16 protein-coding genes are annotated in these 20,715 nt (G+C 67.6%); 9 read left to right on the top strand and 7 right to left on the bottom strand.

Annotation, left to right across the window (positions count from 1 at the left end; all coding sequences use genetic code 11):
• Positions 1–3: 3 nt before the first annotated feature.
• Entirely contained in the window at positions 4–606 is a 603-nt protein-coding gene (locus AN216_RS23955; protein WP_079166933.1) for a thioesterase family protein, read from the bottom strand.
• Positions 607–778: 172 nt separating this feature from the next.
• Between AN216_RS23955 and AN216_RS23950 the strand changes: the two genes are divergently transcribed.
• Positions 779–1,576 carry an IclR family transcriptional regulator gene (locus tag AN216_RS23950; protein ID WP_070198795.1) on the top strand — a complete coding sequence of 266 codons (798 nt, stop codon included), beginning with the start codon at positions 779–781 and terminating at the stop codon, positions 1,574–1,576.
• A gap of 27 nt (positions 1,577–1,603) precedes the next feature.
• Here AN216_RS23950 and AN216_RS23945 read toward each other — a convergent pair whose 3' ends face one another.
• The 4 genes from AN216_RS23945 to AN216_RS23930 form a co-directional block, all read right to left on the bottom strand.
• On the bottom strand, positions 1,604–2,560 hold the full coding sequence (locus AN216_RS23945; protein WP_070198794.1) for an aminoglycoside phosphotransferase/kinase family protein: 957 nt from the start codon (positions 2,558–2,560) through the stop codon (positions 1,604–1,606).
• 79 nt (positions 2,561–2,639) lie between these two features.
• Entirely contained in the window at positions 2,640–4,292 is a 1,653-nt protein-coding gene (gene abc-f / locus AN216_RS23940; RefSeq protein WP_070198793.1) for a ribosomal protection-like ABC-F family protein, read from the bottom strand.
• Between the two features lie 399 nt (positions 4,293–4,691).
• Complete coding sequence (locus tag AN216_RS23935) at positions 4,692–7,259, bottom strand: ABC transporter permease (RefSeq protein WP_139140985.1); 2,568 nt, start codon at positions 7,257–7,259, stop codon at positions 4,692–4,694.
• Between the two features lie 8 nt (positions 7,260–7,267).
• A complete protein-coding gene (locus AN216_RS23930; RefSeq protein WP_212732746.1) occupies positions 7,268–8,047 on the bottom strand; it encodes an ABC transporter ATP-binding protein in 780 nt (259 codons plus the stop codon).
• Positions 8,048–8,224: 177 nt separating this feature from the next.
• Between AN216_RS23930 and AN216_RS23925 the strand changes: the two genes are divergently transcribed.
• From AN216_RS23925 to AN216_RS27700, 5 genes are all read left to right on the top strand, one after another.
• On the top strand, positions 8,225–9,079 hold the full coding sequence (locus AN216_RS23925; protein WP_070198791.1) for an aldo/keto reductase: 855 nt from the start codon (positions 8,225–8,227) through the stop codon (positions 9,077–9,079).
• Between the two features lie 153 nt (positions 9,080–9,232).
• Positions 9,233–10,513, top strand: a complete 1,281-nt coding sequence (locus AN216_RS23920; protein WP_070198790.1) for an AAA family ATPase — start codon at positions 9,233–9,235, stop codon at positions 10,511–10,513.
• On the top strand, positions 10,513–11,175 hold the full coding sequence (locus tag AN216_RS23915; protein ID WP_070198789.1) for an RloB family protein: 663 nt from the start codon (positions 10,513–10,515) through the stop codon (positions 11,173–11,175). The genes AN216_RS23920 and AN216_RS23915 overlap by 1 nt, the downstream gene beginning before the upstream one ends.
• 102 nt (positions 11,176–11,277) lie before the next feature.
• Positions 11,278–13,866, top strand: a complete 2,589-nt coding sequence (locus tag AN216_RS23910; RefSeq protein ID WP_070198788.1) for an N-6 DNA methylase — start codon at positions 11,278–11,280, stop codon at positions 13,864–13,866.
• The gene (locus AN216_RS27700) at positions 13,859–15,064 is read left to right on the top strand and encodes a restriction endonuclease subunit S (RefSeq protein ID WP_079166931.1); all 1,206 of its coding nucleotides are present in this window, start codon (positions 13,859–13,861) and stop codon (positions 15,062–15,064) included. The genes AN216_RS23910 and AN216_RS27700 overlap by 8 nt, the downstream gene beginning before the upstream one ends.
• 34 nt (positions 15,065–15,098) lie before the next feature.
• On the opposite strand, the gene AN216_RS27695 is transcribed toward AN216_RS27700, so the two are convergent.
• Both AN216_RS27695 and AN216_RS23905 read right to left on the bottom strand, forming a co-directional pair.
• Positions 15,099–15,317 (bottom strand): DUF397 domain-containing protein, encoded by a 219-nt coding sequence (locus AN216_RS27695; protein WP_079166930.1) that lies wholly within the window; start codon positions 15,315–15,317, stop codon positions 15,099–15,101.
• Positions 15,310–16,104, bottom strand: a complete 795-nt coding sequence (locus AN216_RS23905; protein WP_070198787.1) for a helix-turn-helix domain-containing protein — start codon at positions 16,102–16,104, stop codon at positions 15,310–15,312. Before AN216_RS23905 ends, AN216_RS27695 begins: the two co-directional genes overlap by 8 nt.
• 211 nt (positions 16,105–16,315) lie before the next feature.
• Between AN216_RS23905 and AN216_RS30485 the strand changes: the two genes are divergently transcribed.
• The 3 genes from AN216_RS30485 to AN216_RS23890 all read left to right on the top strand — a co-directional run bounded on the left by AN216_RS30485 (position 16,316) and on the right by AN216_RS23890 (position 20,712).
• Positions 16,316–16,642, top strand: coding sequence for a hypothetical protein (locus tag AN216_RS30485; RefSeq protein WP_070198786.1), 327 nt, complete (start codon positions 16,316–16,318; stop codon positions 16,640–16,642).
• Positions 16,642–17,046: a hypothetical protein gene (locus AN216_RS23895; protein ID WP_079166929.1), complete on the top strand. Its 405-nt coding sequence runs from the start codon at positions 16,642–16,644 to the stop codon at positions 17,044–17,046. The genes AN216_RS30485 and AN216_RS23895 overlap by 1 nt, the downstream gene beginning before the upstream one ends.
• A gap of 126 nt (positions 17,047–17,172) precedes the next feature.
• On the top strand, positions 17,173–20,712 hold the full coding sequence (locus AN216_RS23890; RefSeq protein WP_079166928.1) for a type I restriction endonuclease subunit R: 3,540 nt from the start codon (positions 17,173–17,175) through the stop codon (positions 20,710–20,712).
• The last annotated feature ends 3 nt before the right edge of the window (positions 20,713–20,715 follow it).

Raw genomic sequence — 20,715 nt, 5'->3', positions numbered from 1 at the left:
CCCTCAACCGTCACGGTCACGTCGGATGCCCATCGGCCTGCCGACCACGTCGGGGACCGGGGCCGTGGCGTGGACGCGGTGGATCGCGCCGAGCCGTCGTCGCAGCTCCTCGGGTAGCGGGCTGGAACGCCCGCGTGCGGCGTCCACGTGCACGAGCATCTGCTCGGCCGTGGCGAGCAGCGTGTCGTCCCCCCCATGCCGCATCTCGTGCAGGACGTGGACCCGCTTCGCGTCGAAGTCGAGTAGCCGCAGGCTGAGTTGGAGCGGTTCGCCCTCGGCCACCTCGCGCTTGTTGTGCACGTGCGACTCGACGGTGTAGAGGGAGCGGGAACTCGCGCGGTACTCCTCGCCGATTCCGAGGTACCGGAAGAAGGCGTCCGAGTTGTCGCCGAACACGAGCAGATAGCACGACTCGCTCATGTGCCCGTTGTAGTCCACCCACCGCGGACTGACGGGGGTGGCGTGCAGTCGCAGCGGGGTGGGAATCTCCGCGCCGTCCTGCCAGTCCCGATGCCCGGTGCCTTCGTAGGGGGTGACCACCCCGTGCGGGGGGCCGGTGCGGTCCGGGCCCTCCGGCTCTTCCGGCGCTTCCCTCTGCTCACTCATCCCGCGTCCGTCCCTGGCTGGCCTGATCGACTGCTGTTCCGGTATGCTCGTATTGTGCGGAGCTTGCTCACATTATGAACGTAGGGATATCCGGCAGCGCCGTCAAGCGGGGGAGTGTCCCAGCGGCGCACTACGCTGCGAGGAGCACTCGGTAACGCGGCAGGAGGATCGGATGGCAGCGGCACACGCGCCCGGCGAGCGGGACCAGGCACAGCCGGCGGGCGGGCGGGTGCAGTCACTGGAGCGGGCCATCGCCCTGCTCAACGCCATCGCGGCGAGCGCGCCGAAGGGACGGCCGGTGACCGAACTCGCCGCGGAGTGCGGCCTCAACCGCGCCACCGCCTGGCGACTGCTCGCCACCCTCGAGCACCACGGCATGGTGGACCGTGACCCGCTGGTCAGCCGCTACACCATCGGCTCCGCGATCGCGACCATGGCCGCCACCTCGGGCCTCCAGCCGCTGATCCGCCGGGCCCGCCCCGTACTCGAACGGCTGTCCCACGACACCGGCGAGACCGCGAACCTCGCCGTCGCCCAGCGCCTCGGCCTGACCTACGTGGACGAGGTGACCCCACCGGTCGTCCTCACCGCACGCTGGCTGGGCCGGCAGGTCCCCCTCCACGCCAGCTCGGCGGGCAAGGCGCTGCTCGCCTGGCTTCCGGGCGAGGAGGTCGAGGCCATGCTCTCCGGCCCGCTCGCGGAGTACACCGAAACCACCCGCACCGACAGGGTCGCGCTGCACGCCGAACTCGCCGACATCCGGGAACGGGGATACGGCGTCAGCGTCGGCGAGTTGGAAGAGCAGTTGTACGGGGTCGCGGCGCCGGTACTCGACGTCTGGCACCGACCGGTGGCCGTCGTCAGCGTCTGGGGCCCGAAGGAACGCGTGCCCGAGTCCCGCTTCCCCGAACTGGGCGCGCGGGCGCGGCGGGCGGCCGAGGACATACGGGACCGGGCCGCGGGCACCTGACGGCGCACCCGTCCGGTGCGGGTCGCGTTATGGGGCGTCACTCATGCCGGCGGCGAGGGGCGTCGTCCGCCAGTGGTCGACCGCCGGCCTGAGGTACTCCACAAGTTCGGGAAGCTGCGGGGCCAGGGTGAGGGTGGCGACGACCCGCAGCATCCCCAGGGCGTTGACGAAGGCGAGGACCTCCTGGTCGAGCGGCCTCGTGCCGAGGCGCCGTGCGCCGCGGTCGTAGGCGGCCTCGTGCTCGGATCCGAGAGCGGCCAGGTCCCATTCGACGGGCCCCAGCGTGACCAGTTCGAAGTCGGAGTAGAGGTCGCCGTCCACAGAGTGGAAGATGTTCGCGGGCGGGGAGTCGCCGTGGATGGGCTGGAGGTCGACGCCGGGAAACCGGGCCTCGAAGGCGCCGCGCGAACGTACGAGGGGTTCGAGGAACCGCCATTCGCGGCGGGCACGGTCGAGATCGGCCGCTCCGAGCAGCTCGGGATGCTGGTCGAGTTGGGCGAGGCTGTCCTCGATGAACCGCGGGTCGGCCGCGGACAGGAACTCCAGTCGGCCCGGGTAGCCGCGCAGTGCCGCGTGCAGACGGGCCACGCTCCCGGCGTTCGCGACGTAGTCGGGTTCCTTGTCCCGGTCCTCCTCCACGAACGGCCAGAAGGTCATCGAGAACCCCTCGCGCCGCACGGGTTCGCGTGGCACGAGCGGGCTGGGCGCGATCACGGGGACTCCCTGGTCGGCCAGCCACCGTGTGACCTCCAACTCGTCCTGCTGGCGGCCCGCGAGGGCGGTCAAGTCGTCCGGGCGGGGCAGCACGACGGGAATCCGCGCCACGATCGGCGAGGGGGCCAGGTGGACGACGACCGAGAAGACGTCGTGGAGCACCGTGGGCTCGGTGACGGTCAGGCCGAGCTCACGCCCGGCCGCGACGGCCGCCGCGACGGCGGAAGAGGTGCGGTCGGCGCGCTGTTGTGGTGTCAGGTAGGTGGTCACGGGTCCCTTGTTCCGCTGTGGTGATGGATGTTCGGCGTGGTTGTGGAGTGAGTTGGGGCCGAGGGCGGGCCGGACCGGGTCAGCGCCTGCGGCCCGCGCGCAGTTCCAACCGCTCGGCCTCGAAGCGCGCACGGAAGCCGCGATCGTGCGAGACCGCGACCACCGCCCCCTGGTACGCCGCGAGCGCCGCCTGAAGGTCCTCGACCAGGTCGAGCGCGATGTGGTTGGTCGGCTCGTCGAGGACGAGGAGCTCCGCGGGCCGGGTAACCAGGTTCGCGATCTGCAGCCGCCGCTGCTGCCCCACGGACAGCGCGGCGACCGGCACCCGCAGGTCCTGTTCCCGGAACAAGCCCAGGGACAGGAGCTGTTCGGCGTACTCCTCCGGCAGCCCCGGCCTCCCGGCGGCGAACGCGGCGAGCAGCGGCAGCCGCGTGGTCCGCCCGGGCAGCTCCTGGGCGAGGTAGCCGATCCGGCCGGGGTGGCGTGCCGTGCCCGCGTCCGGTCGCAGGTCGCCCGACAGGACACGAAGCAGCGTCGTCTTGCCCGCGCCGTTCTCGCCGGTGACAAGGAGACGCTGTCCGGGCTCGATCGCCAGGAGCCCGTCCAGACACAGCCGTTCCCCGACCCGTACGTTGTCGAGCTCGGCGAGTGGGCCCCCGGCCGGGCCGCCGATCACCGACGGCAGCGCCGTGGTGAAGCGGAGCGGCGCCGGCGGCTCCGCCACCGGGTCGCGCCGCAGCTGGGCCAGGCGCTCCCGCAGCGAGCGCACCTGCCCGCCGAGCTTCGCCTCGCTGGAGCGGCGGTGCTTGCCGAAGCCCTGCTTCGGATCACGGCCTGTGGTGGCCAGCCGCCTGCCCGCGGCTTCCAGTTGCTCCTCCGTGCGGGCCACCTCCTCAACCCAGTCGGCGTACCGCTGCTCCGCTCCGCGCCGGGCGGCGGCCTTGGCGGCGCGGTAGCCGGCCCAGCCGTCGCCGTACCGGCGCACCGTGCGCTCGTCCCGGTCGACCTCGAGAACCGTGGTGGCGACGCGCTCCAGGAAACCGCGGTCGTGGGTGACCGCGACGACGGTGCCGCGGTGAGCGCGCAGGTGTTCCTCCAGCCAGCGCACGGCCGCCGCGTCGAGGTGGTTCGTCGGTTCGTCCAGGAGGAGCAGTTCGGGGGCCGCGGCGAGGACGCAGGCGAGCGCGAGGCGCGACTGCTCGCCGCCGGACAAGGAGCCGAGCAGGCGGTCACGGGTGATCCGGGCCAGCCCGAGCCCGTGCATGGCGGCGTCCACGCGGGCGTCCGCCTCGTATCCGCCGCGTTCCTCGTACGCGATCAGCAGTTCGCCGTACGAGGAGAGCGCCTCGGCCGACGCGTCGGCGAGGGACTCCTCCGCCGCGCGGAGTTTTCGCTCCATGTCGCGTAGTTCGGTCAGGGCGAGGTCGACGGCGTCCTGCACGGTGCGGTTCGCGTCGAGATCGAGCGTCTGGGTGAGGTGGCCGACGCCGCCGGGGAAGCGGACGGTGACCTCTCCGGTGTCCGGTGCCTCGGTCGTGGCGAGCAGTCGCAGCAAGGTGGACTTGCCGGAGCCGTTCTCACCGATGACCGCGGCCTTCTCGCCCGGCCGGACGGTGAAGGAGATCTGGTCGAGGACGGTCCGGGTGCCGTACGACTTGGTGACCGATTTGACGGACAGCTGTGCCACGGCCGGGACGGTGGTGGACAGGGTGGCATGAGCGCGCTGGCGCATAGGACTTTCCCTGGGCATACGAAAGGTCTACGGGCGGCAGAAACGGCTGCGTCGGCCGTGCCCGGACTCAGACGAAGAAGAGGAAAGTCATGGACCCACCATAACCACACGGCGAATAGTCTCGCCTCCTGTTTGTGCGAGACGTGAAGCACCTGATCACGGCACCCCGGTCCTCCGGGACGGGGCGGGGACGGGCAAGCTTGGTGCTTGGTGCTTGGCCGGGCCGCGTCCGTGGGGCTCCGCGGGCGGGACACGGCGGCGGCTCAGGACTCAGGCGCGGATCGCTGCGCGGCGACAGGAGCAGCTTGTGGCGTGCGGCCAGGCCCGGACGGAACGTGTCATACCGGAGCCCAGCCTTGTGGACCGGGACTCCGGCAAGATCACAACCGCGGGCAGGCCCTAATCGCTCGCGTACACCTTGTCGATCGGACGTCCGCGCAGCGCCGAGCGGGTGGGCAGGCTGATCGACAGCCAGCCCAGCAACGCCACGAACAGCAGCACGCCGCCCCAAGCCAGCGGCTGGACGTACGGCAGCGGCTGGCCGGTGAGGGCCAGGGCGCTGCCCACCGCCGGCGGGATGGCGATGGCCACTCCCACGGCGAGCGCGGTCAGCACCACGACGGAGGTCTCCATGAGCATCATCTGCCGGGCCTGCCGTGTGCTGGTCCCGATGAGGCGGAGCATCGCGAACTCGCGACTGCGCCCCGCCGTCGCCATCACCAGCGTGTTCACCACGGCGATGAGGACGTAGAGCAGCAGCAGACCGTTGGCGATGATGTTCGTCCAGGACTGTTGCGCGAACTCGCTCTCTTGCGTGGCGCTGAACTCCTCCCCGTCCTGCACTGTGAGATTGGGCGTCCGCTCGGCCAACCGCTCCAGTGCGGAATCCACCCCTGGCCCCGCGTCCTGGTCAGCGCTCACGAGTAGGGCGGCGTTCTGTCGGTCGGTGGTGTGTCCCACCAACGCCCCGTGTGGCAGCGTGACGTCACCGAAACCGAGCCCGTTGCCGTAGATCGCCACGACCTCGGGCTTCTCTTCCTTCCCGTCCCCGAGGGTGAGGTCGGCCGTGTCCCCGACCTCAAGTCCCGCGGTCTCGGCCGCCGTCCAGCTGAGCGCCACCGTGTCGCCCCGCAGATCGTCGAGGGTGCCCTCACGTACGTCCAGGTCGAGCGTACGGTCCAGTCCCCTCGGGTCCAGGCCCTGCGCGCTGGACGGCTTCGAGATCCGCTCGTCGAGTTGACCGTAGGTGAGTATCACCTGGGAGCGCACTACCGCGGTGACCGTGCCTACGCCGTCGAAGGCTCTGACCTCGTCGGTCAGCTCGGTGGACAATCCCGTGCTCGCGCTCGTGAGCACCCGATCGGCGACGACTCCCTCGGTGGCCTGTTCCTTGGCCGTGTCCTGCACCGTGTGCAGCATCGACAGCTGCATCAGCGCCATCGCGGCGCCCAGCGCGAGGGGGACGACGGCGCTGCTCAACCGGCGGGCGTTAGCACTGCTGTTGGCGGCCGCCAGATAGCCGCTCACCCGGGAGCGCCGCAGCAGCGGCGTCATCAACCGCGCCGCGCTGGCCACGAGTATCGGGCCGAGCAGGGCGCTGCCCACCATCAGGGTCAGCAGCGACGAGGCCGCACCGGCCAGCGCCAGTTCGCCCGGAATCGCCAGCGGCATTCCGATCGCCGACACCAGGCCGAACAGCACCAGGACCACACCCGTGGTCCTACGCGCGCTCCCGATCTCCGACGGCTCCACCTCGGACTCGCTCAGCGCCTCCACCGGCCGGGTCTTGGCTATTCGGTACGCCGAGACGTACCCCGCGAGTCCGGCACCCAGCACGGACAGCAGTACGGACACGACCGCCGGCAGCGGATTGAGCGACAGCGGGAAGTCCGCGGGAAGCACTCCGACTCGCGAGAACGCGTCCCGAAGGAGCCCCGCCACCAGGAAGCCCGGCAGGGTGCCCAGCAGCGCGCCGGCCGACGACACCAGCAGCACCTCGCTGCCGATCATCCTCTGCACCTGTCTCGGGGTGGCCGCGATGGCACGCAGCATGGCCAACTCACGGCGACGCTGGTGGATGACCAGGCTGAGGGTGGAGGCCACCACGAAGATGACGACGGCGAGCGCCGTGCCACCGAACGAGCCGGACAGCATCGCCAGGAAGGTCCGGGACCCGCCGATGTCCAGGAACTCCAGGTTGCCCATGTCCTCGCCGGTGTAGACGAGACCGCCGAAGGGAGCGATGCCGTCCCGGACCTGGCTGGCCAGCTCCTCCGCGTCGACGCCCTCCTCGCCGAGGACGCCGAGCGCCGTGAACGTGTCCCCGTTCGAGTGCTGGTCGAGCTGCGCGGCCCGTCCGTCGGTGAAGAACGCGGCGGACTGCCGGTCCAGCCCGCTCGCTGGCGGCTCGACCAGACCGACGACCTCGTAAGCGCCGGCGCTCGTGCCGACCGACAGGTGCGCGGTGTCCCCGACTCGCAGCCCGGCCTGGTCGGCAAGCTCGACGTCCAGGGTCGTCTCGCGGTCGCCGGCCGGCTTACGGCCCTCGCTCAGCTCGAACGGGCCCAGCTCCGTCGACGACCACCCGTGGCCGTGCAACGGATGGTCCAGCGCCAGTGTCTGGCCGGGCGAACCGCGGTCGTCCCGCTGGAGGGTCATCTCGACCGTGTGGTCCCGGACGACCTTCCGCACACCCTCGACGTCCGCGGCCTTCCGCGCCACCGACTCGGGCACGCGGGCACGCTCGGCCAGCGCGGGATCGAAGTCTCCCGTGACCTCCTCGTACTGTTGTCCCCCGACCATGACGGTGGCGCCCGCGTATCGCTCGGGTGCGACACCCGAGGTCAGACCGGACATCAGCAGCACGCCACAGGCGGTGATGACGGCGGAACCACACAGCACGGCGATGAACGCCGCGACGAATCCGCCCTTGCGATTCCGGATCGTGCTCCATGCGATGTCGAACACGAAACGCCTCACCAATCGCCCAGGTGCGTCATACGCTCAGCGATCTGTTCGGGCGACGGCCGGTACAGCTGGCCGGCGACCCGCCCGTCCGCGAGGAAGAGCACCGTGTCGGCGAAGGAGGCGGCGAACGGGTCGTGGGTGACCATCAGTACGGTCTGCCCCAGCTGTTCCACGATGTGCCGGAACAGCCGGAGTACCTCCTGGCTCGTGCGCGTGTCCAGGGCGCCGGTCGGCTCGTCGGCCAGCAGCGCGTCCGGACGGGTCACCAACGCCCGCGCGATCGCGACGCGTTGCTGTTGTCCCCCGGACAGCTGAGCGGGTCTGCGCCGCGTGTACTCGGTCATCCCGACCCGCGTCAGCACCTCGTGCAGCCACGCCTCGTCCACCGGCAGGTCGGCAAGTCGCGAGACGAGTGTGACGTTCTGCTCGACCGAGAGCGCGGACATGAGGTTGTACGCCTGGAAGACATAACCGATCCGGCTTCTGCGGATCGCCGTGAGGTCGTCCTCCTTGAGGCCGGTCAGCTGGGTGTCACCCAGGAACACGCGCCCCTGTGTCGGCTGGTCGAGCCCGGCGACGCAGTGCAGGAAGGTGCTCTTCCCGGAGCCCGAGGGCCCCATCACGGCCGTGAACGAGCCGCGCGGCACCTGCAGCGTGACATCGCGCAGTGCGGTGACGACCTGCTCCCCCTTGCCGTACGTCTTCGTCACGGACTCCAGACGCATCGCCGCCGCCGGTGCCCCCACCGCAGCGGCGGGGCCGCCCCAGCCCCCCTGAATCGCCGTCATTGAAAATTCCCCTCCGATTCGCTGGTCGTATCACTGTACGGCGGGTGAAATCGGCTTCCGGAGTTATCCACAAGCACCCCGGACACGCGGCCGAGAGCGCTTCAATGTCAGGAGCGACGTCTGGTATGACCGGTTGTTGGGCGAGGCAGGACCCGCGAAGGAAAGGACCCCAGGCACGTGACACGCACAGTGAAGCTCCGCTCCGGCACGCCCGTCCCGGCGCTGGGCCAGGGCACCTGGCACATGGGCGACGATCCCGCCCGCCGCTCGACGGAGTTGGCGGCTCTGCGCGCCGGGCTGGACCTGGGCATGACGCTCGTCGACACCGCCGAGATGTACGGCAACGGCGCGGCCGAGGAACTGGTCGGAGAGGCCGTACGCGGGCGCCGCGACGAGGCGTTCCTGGTCAGCAAGGTGTTGCCGACGAACGCCGACCGGCGCGGCACCGTCGACGCCTGTCACGCGAGCCTGCGTCGCCTCGGTACGGACCGGATCGACCTGTACCTGCTGCACTGGCGCGGGGGAGTGCCGCTGGCGGAGACCGTCGAGACGTTCGAGACGCTGGTGCGGCAGGGCGACATCGGGGCTTGGGGCGTCAGCAATCTCGACACCGATGACCTCGATGACCTCGGCGGTTCGGCGCACGCCCACGGCTCCCGCGATGCCGTCGGGCCGGAGACCGACCAGGTGCTCTACAACCTCTCCCGTCGTGGCCCCGAGTACGATCTGCTGCCCCGCTGCCGTGAGTTGGGCGCCCCGGTCATGGCGTACTCGCCCGTGGAGCAGGGCCGATTGCTCGAGCACCGGGCCGTGCGCGCGGTGGCCGACGCGCACGGCGCCACCCCGGCCCAGGTCGCGCTGGCCTGGGTGCTGCGGCGGGACGACGTCATCGCGATTCCGAAGGCGTCCTCCCGCGCGCACGTGGAGGAGAACCACGCGGCGCTCCGGCTGACGCTCACGGCCGAGGACCTGTCCACACTGGACGCCGCCTTCCCACCGCCCGCGCGCAAGCGCCCACTGGAGATCCTCTGACGGGCAGCGCGGGACGGGCAGAGGCCGGAGTGGCGGCGAAGAGACCCCCTGTCGGTGCTGACCGGTATCTTCGTGGGAAACGGCGCCAGCGGCGCAGATGCTGTGGTGGAGTGCTGACGGCGGGTCTGTTCTCCGTAGGAAGGAGGGGATGGTGTGCTGCTCCGGTTTCGCGTAGCGAACGTGCGGTCATTGCGTGATGAGCAGGAACTCTCCTTCGTTTCGCTCAGCGATGCGTCGGGTCACGACGCGGCGCGGTACGTGACGCTCGCGGGCGGGCAGTCGGCTGGCGTTCTGCCGCTGCTGGGCATCTTCGGGGCCAACGCCTCGGGCAAGTCGAACGTGCTCACCGCCCTGACCGACATGCGTACGGCGGTACTGAACTCCTACGCCCACTGGGCGTCCACCGAGGGCACCGTCCGAAATCCCTTCACCCTGGACGCCAAGGCGGTAGCGGAGACGAGTTTCTTCGAGACGGATGTGGTACTCGAAGGCGTGCGCTGGACGTACGGCTTCGAACTCGGTCAGGAGCGGGTCGAAGCGGAATGGCTGCACAGCTACCCTCGGGGTCACCGTCAGGTCTGGCTGGACCGGGACGCCTCACGGGCGAAGGTGTACGACTGGCCGGGTGGCCGGGTCAAGGACCGCACCCAGCTGGAGCGGCGCACCCGGCCGAACGCCCTGGTGCTGTCCATGGCGGGCACCGACAACCATCCGCAACTCTCCCCGCTCTTCCACTGGTTCCGGCGCAACCTGTGGTTGATCAATCCGGAGGATGAGCGTGCCCAGCGAGAGGCGTTCACCAGGAGGGAGCTCTCCGGTAGCCGCGCTGACCGGATCAACGAACTGCTCCGGGTCGCGGATCTGGGTATCACCGGTGCGGAGGTGGTTGAGGAGGGCCGCGACCGGCAGACGGTCCGACTGACACACCGGTCACAGTCCGGGGAGGTCTCCTTCGACTGGCGCGACGAGTCCTTCGGCACCCGCTCCTGGTTCGCGCTGCTCGGTCCGCTGCTACTGGCGCTCGACGAGGGCGCTGTGCTGCTGGTGGACGAACTAGACGCGAGCCTGCACCCGCGCTTCGCCGCGGAGGTCGTACGCCTCTTCCACGATCCACAGGCCAACACGGAGGGCGCGCAGCTCGTCTTCACCTCGCACGATCCGTCGCTACTCGCCACCCCCAGCGGCGGACGCTTGCTGGAGCCTGGCCAGGTCTGGCTGACGGAGAAAGACGCGGACGGTGCGACGGAGCTGTATCCGTTGACGGCGGTTTCTCCGACCGCTGAGGAGGACTTGACGAAGTCCTATCTGGCGGGTGCGTTCGGTGCGGTTCCGTCTCTCCTGGAGGGGCAGATCGCGCGGCGGCTGCTGACCACGAACGATCCGGAAGGGCCCGAGGGCCGCCGGGGCCAGGATGCTGACACGGAGCGGAGCTGATGGCGCGTACGAAGGGGAAGGAGTCGCTGGTCCCGGCACAGAAGGGTGGGCGGCAGCGCAACAAGGTCGTGCACGTGTTCACCGAAGGGAAGGTCACCGAGCCGGAGTACATCCACATCGTCCGGGAGCGGTCTCCCGTGTCGGGCATCGAGGTCCGGATCGCGAACGCGTCTGACCGTGGCTCGAGGCGTGAGCCGCTGAAGTTGGTCGATGCGGCGGTGCGGCTGATGCGGGACGAGAAGCGGGAGGCGAAGCGCAGCGGACTGCCGAAGAAGCTCTGGCCGATGGTTTGGTGCCTCTTCGACCGCGACCAGCATGAGGGTGTCGAAAGCGCGTTCAAGCAGGCGCGGGAGGCCGGCGTCCGGGTGGCGTTCTCACACCCTTGTTTCGAGGTGTGGCGCCTGCTTCACCACAAACCGGTCGTCGGCACCTTCGGTGGTGTCTGTGACCTGGCGGCGGACCGTCTGCCGTTCGCCAAGCAGGTCACGGACGTCAAGCAGGTCCTGCCGGAGCAGATCCCGAAGCAGAGCTTCGGGCAAGCCAAGAAGTGGGCGCTGAAGATGAACGCGGAGCACGAAGACCATGTGCCGTACTCCCAGCGGGACCCGTACACCGACGTCTTCACCTTCGTCGAGGAGGGGCTCGGCATCATCGCGTACTGAGGCGCCGAGACCGGTTCGAGGGTACGGCGTTTCCGCCGCGCTGGTCCGTCGCCGTAGGGTTTCTCCGTTCGCATCCGGTACGGACCGTAGGGAGTCGGGTACGTGGCCAAGCTCACGCTCGCGCAGTTGGAGCGGCACCTGTGGGCCGCGGCGGACATCCTCCGCGGCACCATGGACGCCTCCGAGTACAAGGAATACATCTTCGGCTTGCTGTTCCTGAAGCGGGCGAACGACGAGTTCGAAGCCGCGCGGGAGAAGGTCCTGGAGGAGGCGCGGACGGAGCTTGGCCTGGCGGGCGACCTGCTGGAGCAGCACCTCGAGGAGCCCTCGGCGTACAGCGAGACCGGCGTGCTGTTCGTCCCGAAGAGCGCACGCTGGAAGCTCGTCTCGTCGGGGACCCAGAACCTCAACGAGGAACGGCTGCGCCCCGCGCTCCAAGCCTTGGAGATCCAGAATCCCAAGCTCAAGGGACTCTTCGATCACTTGGACTTCAACAGGATCGGCGGCTCCGGAGCCTCGGCGAGCACGGCGAAGCTGGCCAACCAGCGCTTGCGGGCGCTGATTGATCACTTCGGCCGGATTCGGCTGCGCACGGACGACTTCGAGTTCCCAGACCTGATGGGCGCGGCTTACGAGTACCTCATCAAGGAGTTCGCGGATGACGCGGGCCGCAAGGGCGGGGAGTTCTACACCCCGCGCGCGGTCGTACGCATGATGGTGGAACTCCTCGATCCGCAGCAGGGCAGCCGCATCTACGATCCGTGCGTGGGCTCCGGCGGCATGCTGATCCACGCCAAGGAGTACGTGGAGGAGCGTGGCGGCGACACCTCGGACATGTTCTTCGCCGGTCAGGACGCGAACAGCGGTTCTTGGATCATGTCCACGATGAACATGGTGCTGCACGGGGTGCGGAGCTTCAGTCTGACGACCGGGGACACCTTGACCGACCCGGCGCACGTACCGCGCTCGGACGAGGACCGCTTTCACGGTGTGCTGAGCAATCCGCCGTTCTCCATGGACTATTCGCTGGCCGATCTGGACCACAGAGCACAGCGCGCGGAGTACGGCGTCACCGGCGAGCGCGGCAAGGCCGATCTGATGTTCCTCCAGCACATGCTGTGGGAGACCAAGCGGGAGAAAAACCCCGGCATGGTCATCACGGTCATGCCGCACGGGGTGTTGTTCCGGGGTGGTGGCGAGCAGGAAATCCGTACGAAGCTGCTGGAGGAGGACGTCCTTGAGGCGGTGATCGGCCTCGCCCCGAACCTCTTCTACGGCACCGGCATCCCCGCGTGCATCCTGGTGCTGCGCCCGCCCGGGACGAAGGTCTCGAAGCGACAGGAGCGGGTGCTGTTCATCAACGCCGATCAGGAGTATCACGCGGAGCGGGCACAGAACGTCCTGCTGCCGGAGCACGCTGAGAAGATCGTTTCAGCCTTCCACGCGGAGAACCCCGAGATTCCGGGCTTCGCCCGGCTGGTGAGCCGCGAGAAGCTGCGGGAGAACGGCGATAACCTCAACATCCGCCGGTACGTCGACAACGCGCCGCCCCCGGAGCCGCAGGACGTACGCGCACACCTGACGGGCGGCATGCCGCGCGCGGAGATCGAGGCTAAGCGGGGACTGCTCGACGCGTACGGCGTGAAGTTGGCGGATCTCTTCACCGAGCGGGAGCCGGTGGATTCGGACTACGTGGACTTCCCGTCGGCCGAGCGCCGTCCGGACGCGGCCCGGTTGGCCGAGCTGGCGCACCCACGCGAGGAGGAGCTGCAAGGCGCGTTCACCAAGTGGTGGGAGGAGGAGGCCCGGCACCTGGAAGCCGTGGCGGCGACTCCGGAGCGGCTGGCGGACCTGCTGCCCTCGGAGCGGAAGGCCGGGTTGATGGCCGTACGGGGCTCGCTGATGGGGTCGTTCGTGCAGCGGCTCGGTGAAGTGGGGCTGTTGGACCGGCACGCGCTCTCCGGGGCGGTGGCCGGCTGGTGGTACGAGGCAAAGTACGACCTGCTCGCGCTGTCCGAGAACGGTTTCGGCGCGGTGCTGGACGGCTGGGTCGACAACGTCGAGACGATGCTGGCGCCGGAACAGGACCCGAAGACCCGGAAGGAACGGAAACGGAGCACGGCGGAACGGCGGCGGGCGTACGACCACAAGGTGGTCGCCGCGATCGCGCCGGACTTCCTGGAGGAACTCGAGGCGGCGGACACGCGGAAGGCGAAGCTGGACGCCCGCTGGAAGGAACTCAACGCGAAGTCGGAGCCCGCGGACGATGACGAGAGCGGTGAGGAGTCGGCGGACGAGCAAACTGGTCTGACCGTTGATGAGTTGATGGAGCTGGAGTCGCTGAAGAAATCCCGTACGAAGGCGAACGCGGCGGTCAAGCGTCTGGAGAACGACTTCTGGTTCCAGCGACAGCTGACCGATCAGCCGCAGTTGGGCGAGGAGGAGCCGCGTCTCTTCCGCGCCCGCCAGGAGCTGGACGAGGAGGGCGAGCGACGGGTGGTGCTGGACCTGTTGCGCCAAGACCTCGCGGCGAAACTGGAAGGGCATGTGGTGCGCCGCCGGCGTGAGTTGGTCGACGCGTATGGGATGTGGACGGACAAGTACGCCGTGTCGCTTCGCGAGATCAAGAGGAACGTTGAATTCGCGGAAAAGCAGATGAAGTCTCGGTTGAAGGAACTTGGCTATGAGTGACGATGGGCGCTTCATTCCGTTCTCTGACTTGGTTGAAGTAAACCCATCGGGCGATTTTGTTTCGGGGCTGGCTCCCTACATTTCCATGGGAGATGTCACGAACTATGGATATCTCAGTCAGGTACAGTACCGCCTGGTAGATGAAACTATTTCAGGGAACCCGCGTTTTCGAAACAAAGACACATTGTTTGCAAAAATTACGCCCTGCATGGAAAATGGAAAGGGAGCATTTGTTGAAGGTCTGAAGGAAGGCGTGGGGATAGGGAGTACAGAGTTTCATGTGCTCCGGGCGAAACCGGGAGTAGCGCCTAGGTTCATCTACCACTGGACCCGTTCGCGTGAGTTTCGACTCAAAGCGGAAGCGATGATGACCGGTTCCGCCGGACAGCGGAGAGTCCCCTCGTCCTTCTTTGGGAAGTTTATGGTTGCCGGCTTGTCTCTGGATGAGCAGCAACGGATCGCCGATGTGATCGACGCTGTGTCGGAGCAGGAGCGGTCCATCAACGTAGAAATCTTGAAGCTGGAAAGAATGAGATATGGACTCGTTGCGCGTGCTTTTCGGGACGGCGAGAAAATAATTGAAACAGGGGCAAGCGAATCCACTGAGTGGGAGCTCAGGTCAATTGGAGAATTGTGTCGCGTAAGTTCGGGAATTACCCCTAGCAGGTCATCCGAATCTCGATATTTTGCCCAGGCGGGGACTCCATGGGTTAAGACCCTAGACCTTAATGAGGGTTGGGTTTCTACGACCGAAGAGGCGCTCACTGAAGTCGCAATGTCTGACCTTGGTATTCGCCGGTATGCACCGCAATCGGTGCTAGTTGCCATGTATGGCGGGTGGCAACAAATTGGCCGAACGGCAATTCTTGATGTGCCAGCAGCTGTAAATCAAGCAATTTCTGTACTTGAAGCATGCACTGATATTTACCCCGAATATTTGCTGCTTGCCTTGCAGTGCAACCGCTATAAGTGGCGTCAGTTTGCGGCGAGTACTCGGAAAGATCCGAATATTACGAAATCAGACGTACTGCAATTTGAAATTGGGGTACCCAGCCGTGAAGAGCAAGAGCGAATTGTTGATGTGGATCATGCTGTACGACAAGATATTGCAAACGGTCGAAATCAGTTGGAAAAGATGAGAAAATTCAAATTGGGATTGATTGATGCGTTGCTCGGCGGTGGAAGGTGCGTAGGTTGATTTTCGCGGGGCTCCGATCGGTGGCAGCGCTCCGCTAAGAGGTCTGTCCATTCTTGATGGTGTCAATGAAGGAACTCCAGCCAGCGGATGGAATCACCAGTGCCGGACCATCGGCTGTCTTGGAGTCGCGGACAGGAACGCCCGACGGGTAGCCGTCTAGGACCTCGAGGCAGCTGTCCGCATCGTTCCCGCTGTGTGACGACTTGCGCCAACCAATCAGCGTGGTGGCATCGGGGATAGCCTGCTCAGACATCGTGTCCGTATTCCTTCGCTATCGCTTTCATGAGGGTCAGTGACTCGTTGAGCGGCATCGCGTCGCCCAAGGCAAGATCGTAGGCAGTGCGGATGCGCTCGACAATGGCTGGTTCGTCGTGCAACTTGGCCATGTACAGCGCCTCTGAGTAGGCGACTGGTGGCTGGTCCTCGAACCACATCAGTGTCACCATGCTTTGCTGGAGTGGGTGAGCCCCCAAGTTGGTCGGCAGGACGTGGACACGGACCCGTCCACTCTCGACCAAGCTCGCGATGTGCGCGACTTGTTCCCCCATGACATGGCGCCCGCCGACCTCGCGTCGTAGGACGGCTTCGTCAAGCAGTACCCACACTACGGGCGTCACCGGGTCTGCGAGGACCTCTGCGCGTTCAAGCCGTGTGACGACGATCCTGTCACATTCCTCTTCACTCCAGGGAGGTAGTGCTGTGCTCAGGACCGCACGCATGTACCTCTCGGTTTGCAGGATTCCAGGTACGAGCGTGAGAGCGAACTCCTGGATTCGCGATGCCTGTTGTTCGAGTTGGCGGGCCGACTCGAACCGGTCTGCCACCACCACATCCTGCTCTGGCAGGAAGCTGCTCAGCACATCGCCGGTGTTCAGCGCCCTGTCCAGACGGCGGGCATCCTCCTTGGACGGGATACGTCGCCCGGCTTCGATGTGCGCGATGTGCGAACGCGTCATCACAGCCATCTCCGCCAACTCCTGCTGTGTGAGCCCGGCCGAGTCCCGCTGGGCCTTCAGCCATTCCCCATAGGTATTACTCATCGTCAGCTCCCATGTGACGAATGCTTTGTCACATCCAAACCCCTGTGAGCGTAGCTCGAACCGCCTCAGTGTGTGAGTGAATCGCTACTCAGCGATGAAGCCGGCCGCTCTCATGGCCGGTGGCCACGCCACGCACGCATGGACCCCCGCGACCGCTACGGACGGCCCGGGGGCGTGGCCATCAACCCACACATCAAAGGAAGTTGACGACATGTTGCACCGTATCGTCCGGGCCATCGCCTCGTTGCAGTGGCCCAAACGGCATGCCTCGGGCCGGCATCGGGCCGCCGAGACTCCCCGGCAGACCCGTGCCCACGCCCCGACGCCCCCTCGCCGGTCGTTGCCCGCGCACCGCTCGTGGCACCACGAACCCGTCGTACGCGGTGAGGACACCGCGCTCGTACGCCCGTACCTCGTCGCGCACGAGCGCCGGGAGGAAGCCCAGCGACAGGAGGAGCGCCGGCTCGCGCTCTGGCTGGCCGTGCACGGCGTCGACATCGGACCGCGCTTCATCCACGGTGTGGAGGTGGCCGCCTGATGAGTACGACGGACCAGACCACCACCGTCCCACTCGGCGGCGAGCACGCCCGGCTGCTTCCGTGGCCCACTCCCGAGGGCAAGCCCTGCTACCTCGTCGCTGACGGTACGGGTTTCCTCTCCGAGGTCGCGGACAACTACGAAAGCGTGCAGCTCGGCATGGCAATCGACCTTCTCGGGCACGTCGCCGATCTGCCCACGGAGGACCGTGCCACCCCGGAACAACTCCGTTACGTCATCGCCCGCTTGACCGAGTCGCTGTGCGCCGTGCATCGCATCGCCCGCAGCAGGGGCGCGCGGCTCCCGACGCCCGTGCGGGACGACGACTACGACGCGTATGGCCAAGCCGATGTGGAAGGCGCCGAGGAACGCGCCGACCCGAGAAGTCCGCTCACCACCCCGTAGCCCCACCCGCACGGCCTCGCTGACCTCGGCGGGGCCGAAACTCTCCCCAACGCCCCTACTCCGCGCGCAGAATGGATCACCGAAGCGGCACGGTGACGACTGGGCGAGAGAACCGGGAGCGGTGGGGTGCAGGTGGAGCGGGACGAGGTCGAGCGACCGATCATCGCGCAGCTTACGGCGATGGGCTGGACCCACCTGCCCGGCCCGGAGGTCGGCACACTCGACGCCGGCTCGCCACTGCTCACCGAGCAACTGGAGGCGGCGCTCGCCCGGATCAACGTCCGCGCGCAGGACGGCCAGCCGTGGATGGACGAATCCGACGTGCGCCGCTCCATCGCCGAACTAACCGCCGTGCCGCTGGGCAAGGACCTCGTCGCGGCCAACCTGGCCACAACGGACCTGCTGCACAACGGCTGTGTGCTCACCGGCCCATCGGCGGCGCACGGTGGTGCCTCCGCCACTGTGCAGTACGTCGACTGGCACGAGGAGCGGCGGGAACGCAACGAGTTCACCGTCGTCGACCAGTTGCGCGTGCGGAACCGTTCCGGTCAGGAGTCGGTCCTCGACCTCGCCCTGTTCGTGAACGGCATCCCCCTCGCCGCCGTCGAGTGCAAGAGCCCCGAACTCGCCGATCCGTTGTACGACGCGGTGCGCGACCTGCGGCACTACACGGGTGATCCGCTGGATGAGGACGGCGGCGGCCGACCCGAGCCCGCCGGCGTGCCGGAGCTGTTCCGCACGGTGCAGTTGCTCGTCGCCGCCACCGCGGAGACCGCGTATCTCGGCACGGTCACCTCAGATCCGGAACACTTCCATCCGTGGCGCAGCATCGCCCCTCAGCGCGAGGCAACCCTCCGGGCCGAACTACCAAAGGGCGTCCACACCCTCTCGGAGCGGCACAAACTTGTCGGTGTCGTCCTACGGCCCGCCGCGCTGCTGAATCTCGTGCGGCACTACGTCATCCCGCTTCCAGTCGAGACGGCGTCCGGTGGTACGCGTACGGTAAAGGCAGTGGCCCGGCACCAGCAGTACCGGGCGACGGAGCGCGCCGTCCACAAGCTGTTGACAGGCAAGGCGCGTGGTGGGCATGTACGGGAGGACGAGCGTGGCGGCCTCATCTGGCACACGCAGGGCTCCGGCAAGAGCCTGACGATGACCTTCCTGGCGCGCCGCATGCACCTGCACCACCAGCTCAGCGAGTTCACCGTGGTGGTCGTCACCGACCGCACGCAGTTGCAGACACAACTGGCGGATACCCTGAAACTGAGCGAATCCGAGCACGAGACGGCTGCCACCGCGACTCAGCTGGCGGGCCTGCTGCGGGACGGCGGGTCACGCGTGATCTTCGCGATGATCCAGAAGTACGGCGCCGCCGGTTTCCGACCGGCCCACGAGCCTGCGGGCGACGACCGGGACGTCACCCAGGTGTACGCAGAGGCCGAGCGGACGCGGAAGCGCCGATCCGGCGACGACAGCTCGACCGAGCCGCCCGAACCGAACTTCCCCGAGTGCAACACCTCCACGAACATTCTCGTGCTGGTCGACGAGGCGCATCGCTCGCACACCAGCGTGCTGCACGCGGCCCTGCGTAAGGCCGTGCCGAACGCCGCGAAGATCGGTTTCACCGGTACTCCGATCATGACGGGCAAGGCGGCGGACACTCGGCGGATCTTCAACGGCGGCCCTGATCAGGGTTTCCTGGACACATACCGGATGGCGGACGCCGAACGCGACGGTGTGGTCGTCCGCATCCGTTACGAGGGCCGTACCGGTCAGGGTGAGGTCTTCGACAAGGACGGCCTGGACCGTCAATTCGAGGACCTGGTGCGGGAGCGTACCGACGAGGAGCGGAAGGCGCTGCTGAAGCGCTGGCCGACGGAGCGGGACGTGGCCGAGTCCAGCCCGATGATCCGGGCCAAGGCCGAGGACATGCTGGAGCACTGGGTCACCACCGTGCTGGCGAGTGGCGGATTCAAGGCGCAGGTCGCGGCGGTCAGCCGGAAGGCGGCCGTGGAATACCGCCGCGCGTTGCGGGAGGCCCGGGACGCGCTGCTCGTCGAACTCGCCGGCTTCGACCCGGAGTCGGTGACCGGAACGCCGCTGGAGGAGCTGCCGCGCCGGGAACGCTACCTGTACCAGGCGCACCAGTACTCCGCCCTGTTGCGGCGGATGGACTTCGTGCCAGTGATATCCGCCGGAGCGGAGAGGAAGCACCGTCAGTGGCTGCACTGGACGGACACCAATCACCAGGACGCGTACATCGAGCGGTTCCATCGGCCGTTCCCCCACTACCCGCCGGACGAGGCGTGGGAGGTCGCCCTACCGTTCGGTGTCGTCCCGCAGGACTCCGGCCCGGGGACACCAGCGGCCAACCCTTGGTCCGAGGACGGGAATGCGGTTGCCGCAGCGAGGATCGCGGAGGATGACGATCCAGTGCATCCGGAGAGCCCGGTTGCGTTCCTCATCGTGAAATCCATGCTGCTCACGGGTTTTGACGCGCCTCTTGAGCAGGCGCTGTATCTGGACCGGCCGATCCGGGACGCCGAACTCCTGCAGGCCGTGGCTCGCGTCAACCGGCCCGAGAAGGGCAAGGAAGTCGGTTATGTCGTCGACTACTACGGCGTCTTCGAGCACCTCACCGACGCCCTGGCGGACTACGAGCAGGCAGACGTCGACGACACGATGCGTGACCTCTCCGAGGAGGTCGGTCAGCTGAAACCAGCCGCCCAAGCAGTGCGCGATCACTTGCGCCGGTACGAGCTTACGGACGCCGACCTAGAGGGCCCCGCCCGGCTCGGCGCTGCCGCGCACCTCTTCGAGGACGAGACGGCCCGCTTTGGATTCGACGAGGCGTTGAACCATTTCCTCGGGGTGCTCGAGGGGGTGCTGCCGCACGAGGAGGGTCTCAGGTACCTAGCGGAAGCCCGCCGGTGGGGTGCGCTCCAGAAGCGGGTACGACGGCTGTACCGGGACGGACCGGGCGGTACGTTCACCATGCGCACCTACGGGCGCAAGGTGCGGGCCATGATCGCCGAGCACCTGGAGGGGCCCGAGATCGAAGCCGTCATCGCACCCGTCTCGCTCGCCTCGCCGGCCTTCGACGAAACGGTGCGCGACCTGCCCGCCAAAGAGGCGGCGGCGGAGATGCGGCACGCGCTGAGGTTCCATCTGGAGGAGCGGGTCAAGCGGCAGGACCCGGAGAAGTACGCCCGGCTCTCCGAACGTCTGGAGGAGATCCTGCGGGACATGCCCGAACGTTTCGAGGCGCAGAGACGGGAGTTCGGGCCGTTGATCGAGGAGGCCCGGCAGCAGGAGACGGTGGACCCGCACCTTGCCAGACTCAGCCCGTTGGAGCAGCGCACGTATCGGTTGCTGGACCGACTGGTGATCCAGAACCCGGACGTGGCCTGCACCTTGGAGGATATGCGGCCACTCACCATGGAAGTATGCGACACCACCGCCCAGGCGTTGGCCAAGACGAGCTTCCAGGGCCAGAGCCAGGACATCAACGAGCTGGCACACGGTCTCCAGCTCAGGTTGGTCAGGAACCATGTGCGGCCCGCCACCGGGGTGGATTGGGCGCCGGTGCGCAACGTCGCACAAGAGCTCGCGGCGTACGCGGTGCATAACCGGAGCGACTTCCTACGGCGAGCGCAGGGAGAATAGCGG

Origin of the sequence: Streptomyces oceani (assembly GCF_001751245.1) — a bacterium.
Lineage (GTDB): Bacteria > Actinomycetota > Actinomycetes > Streptomycetales > Streptomycetaceae > Streptomyces > Streptomyces oceani.
Note: the sequence above shows the minus strand (reverse complement) of the source record. Positions and strands in the feature narration are given on the sequence as shown.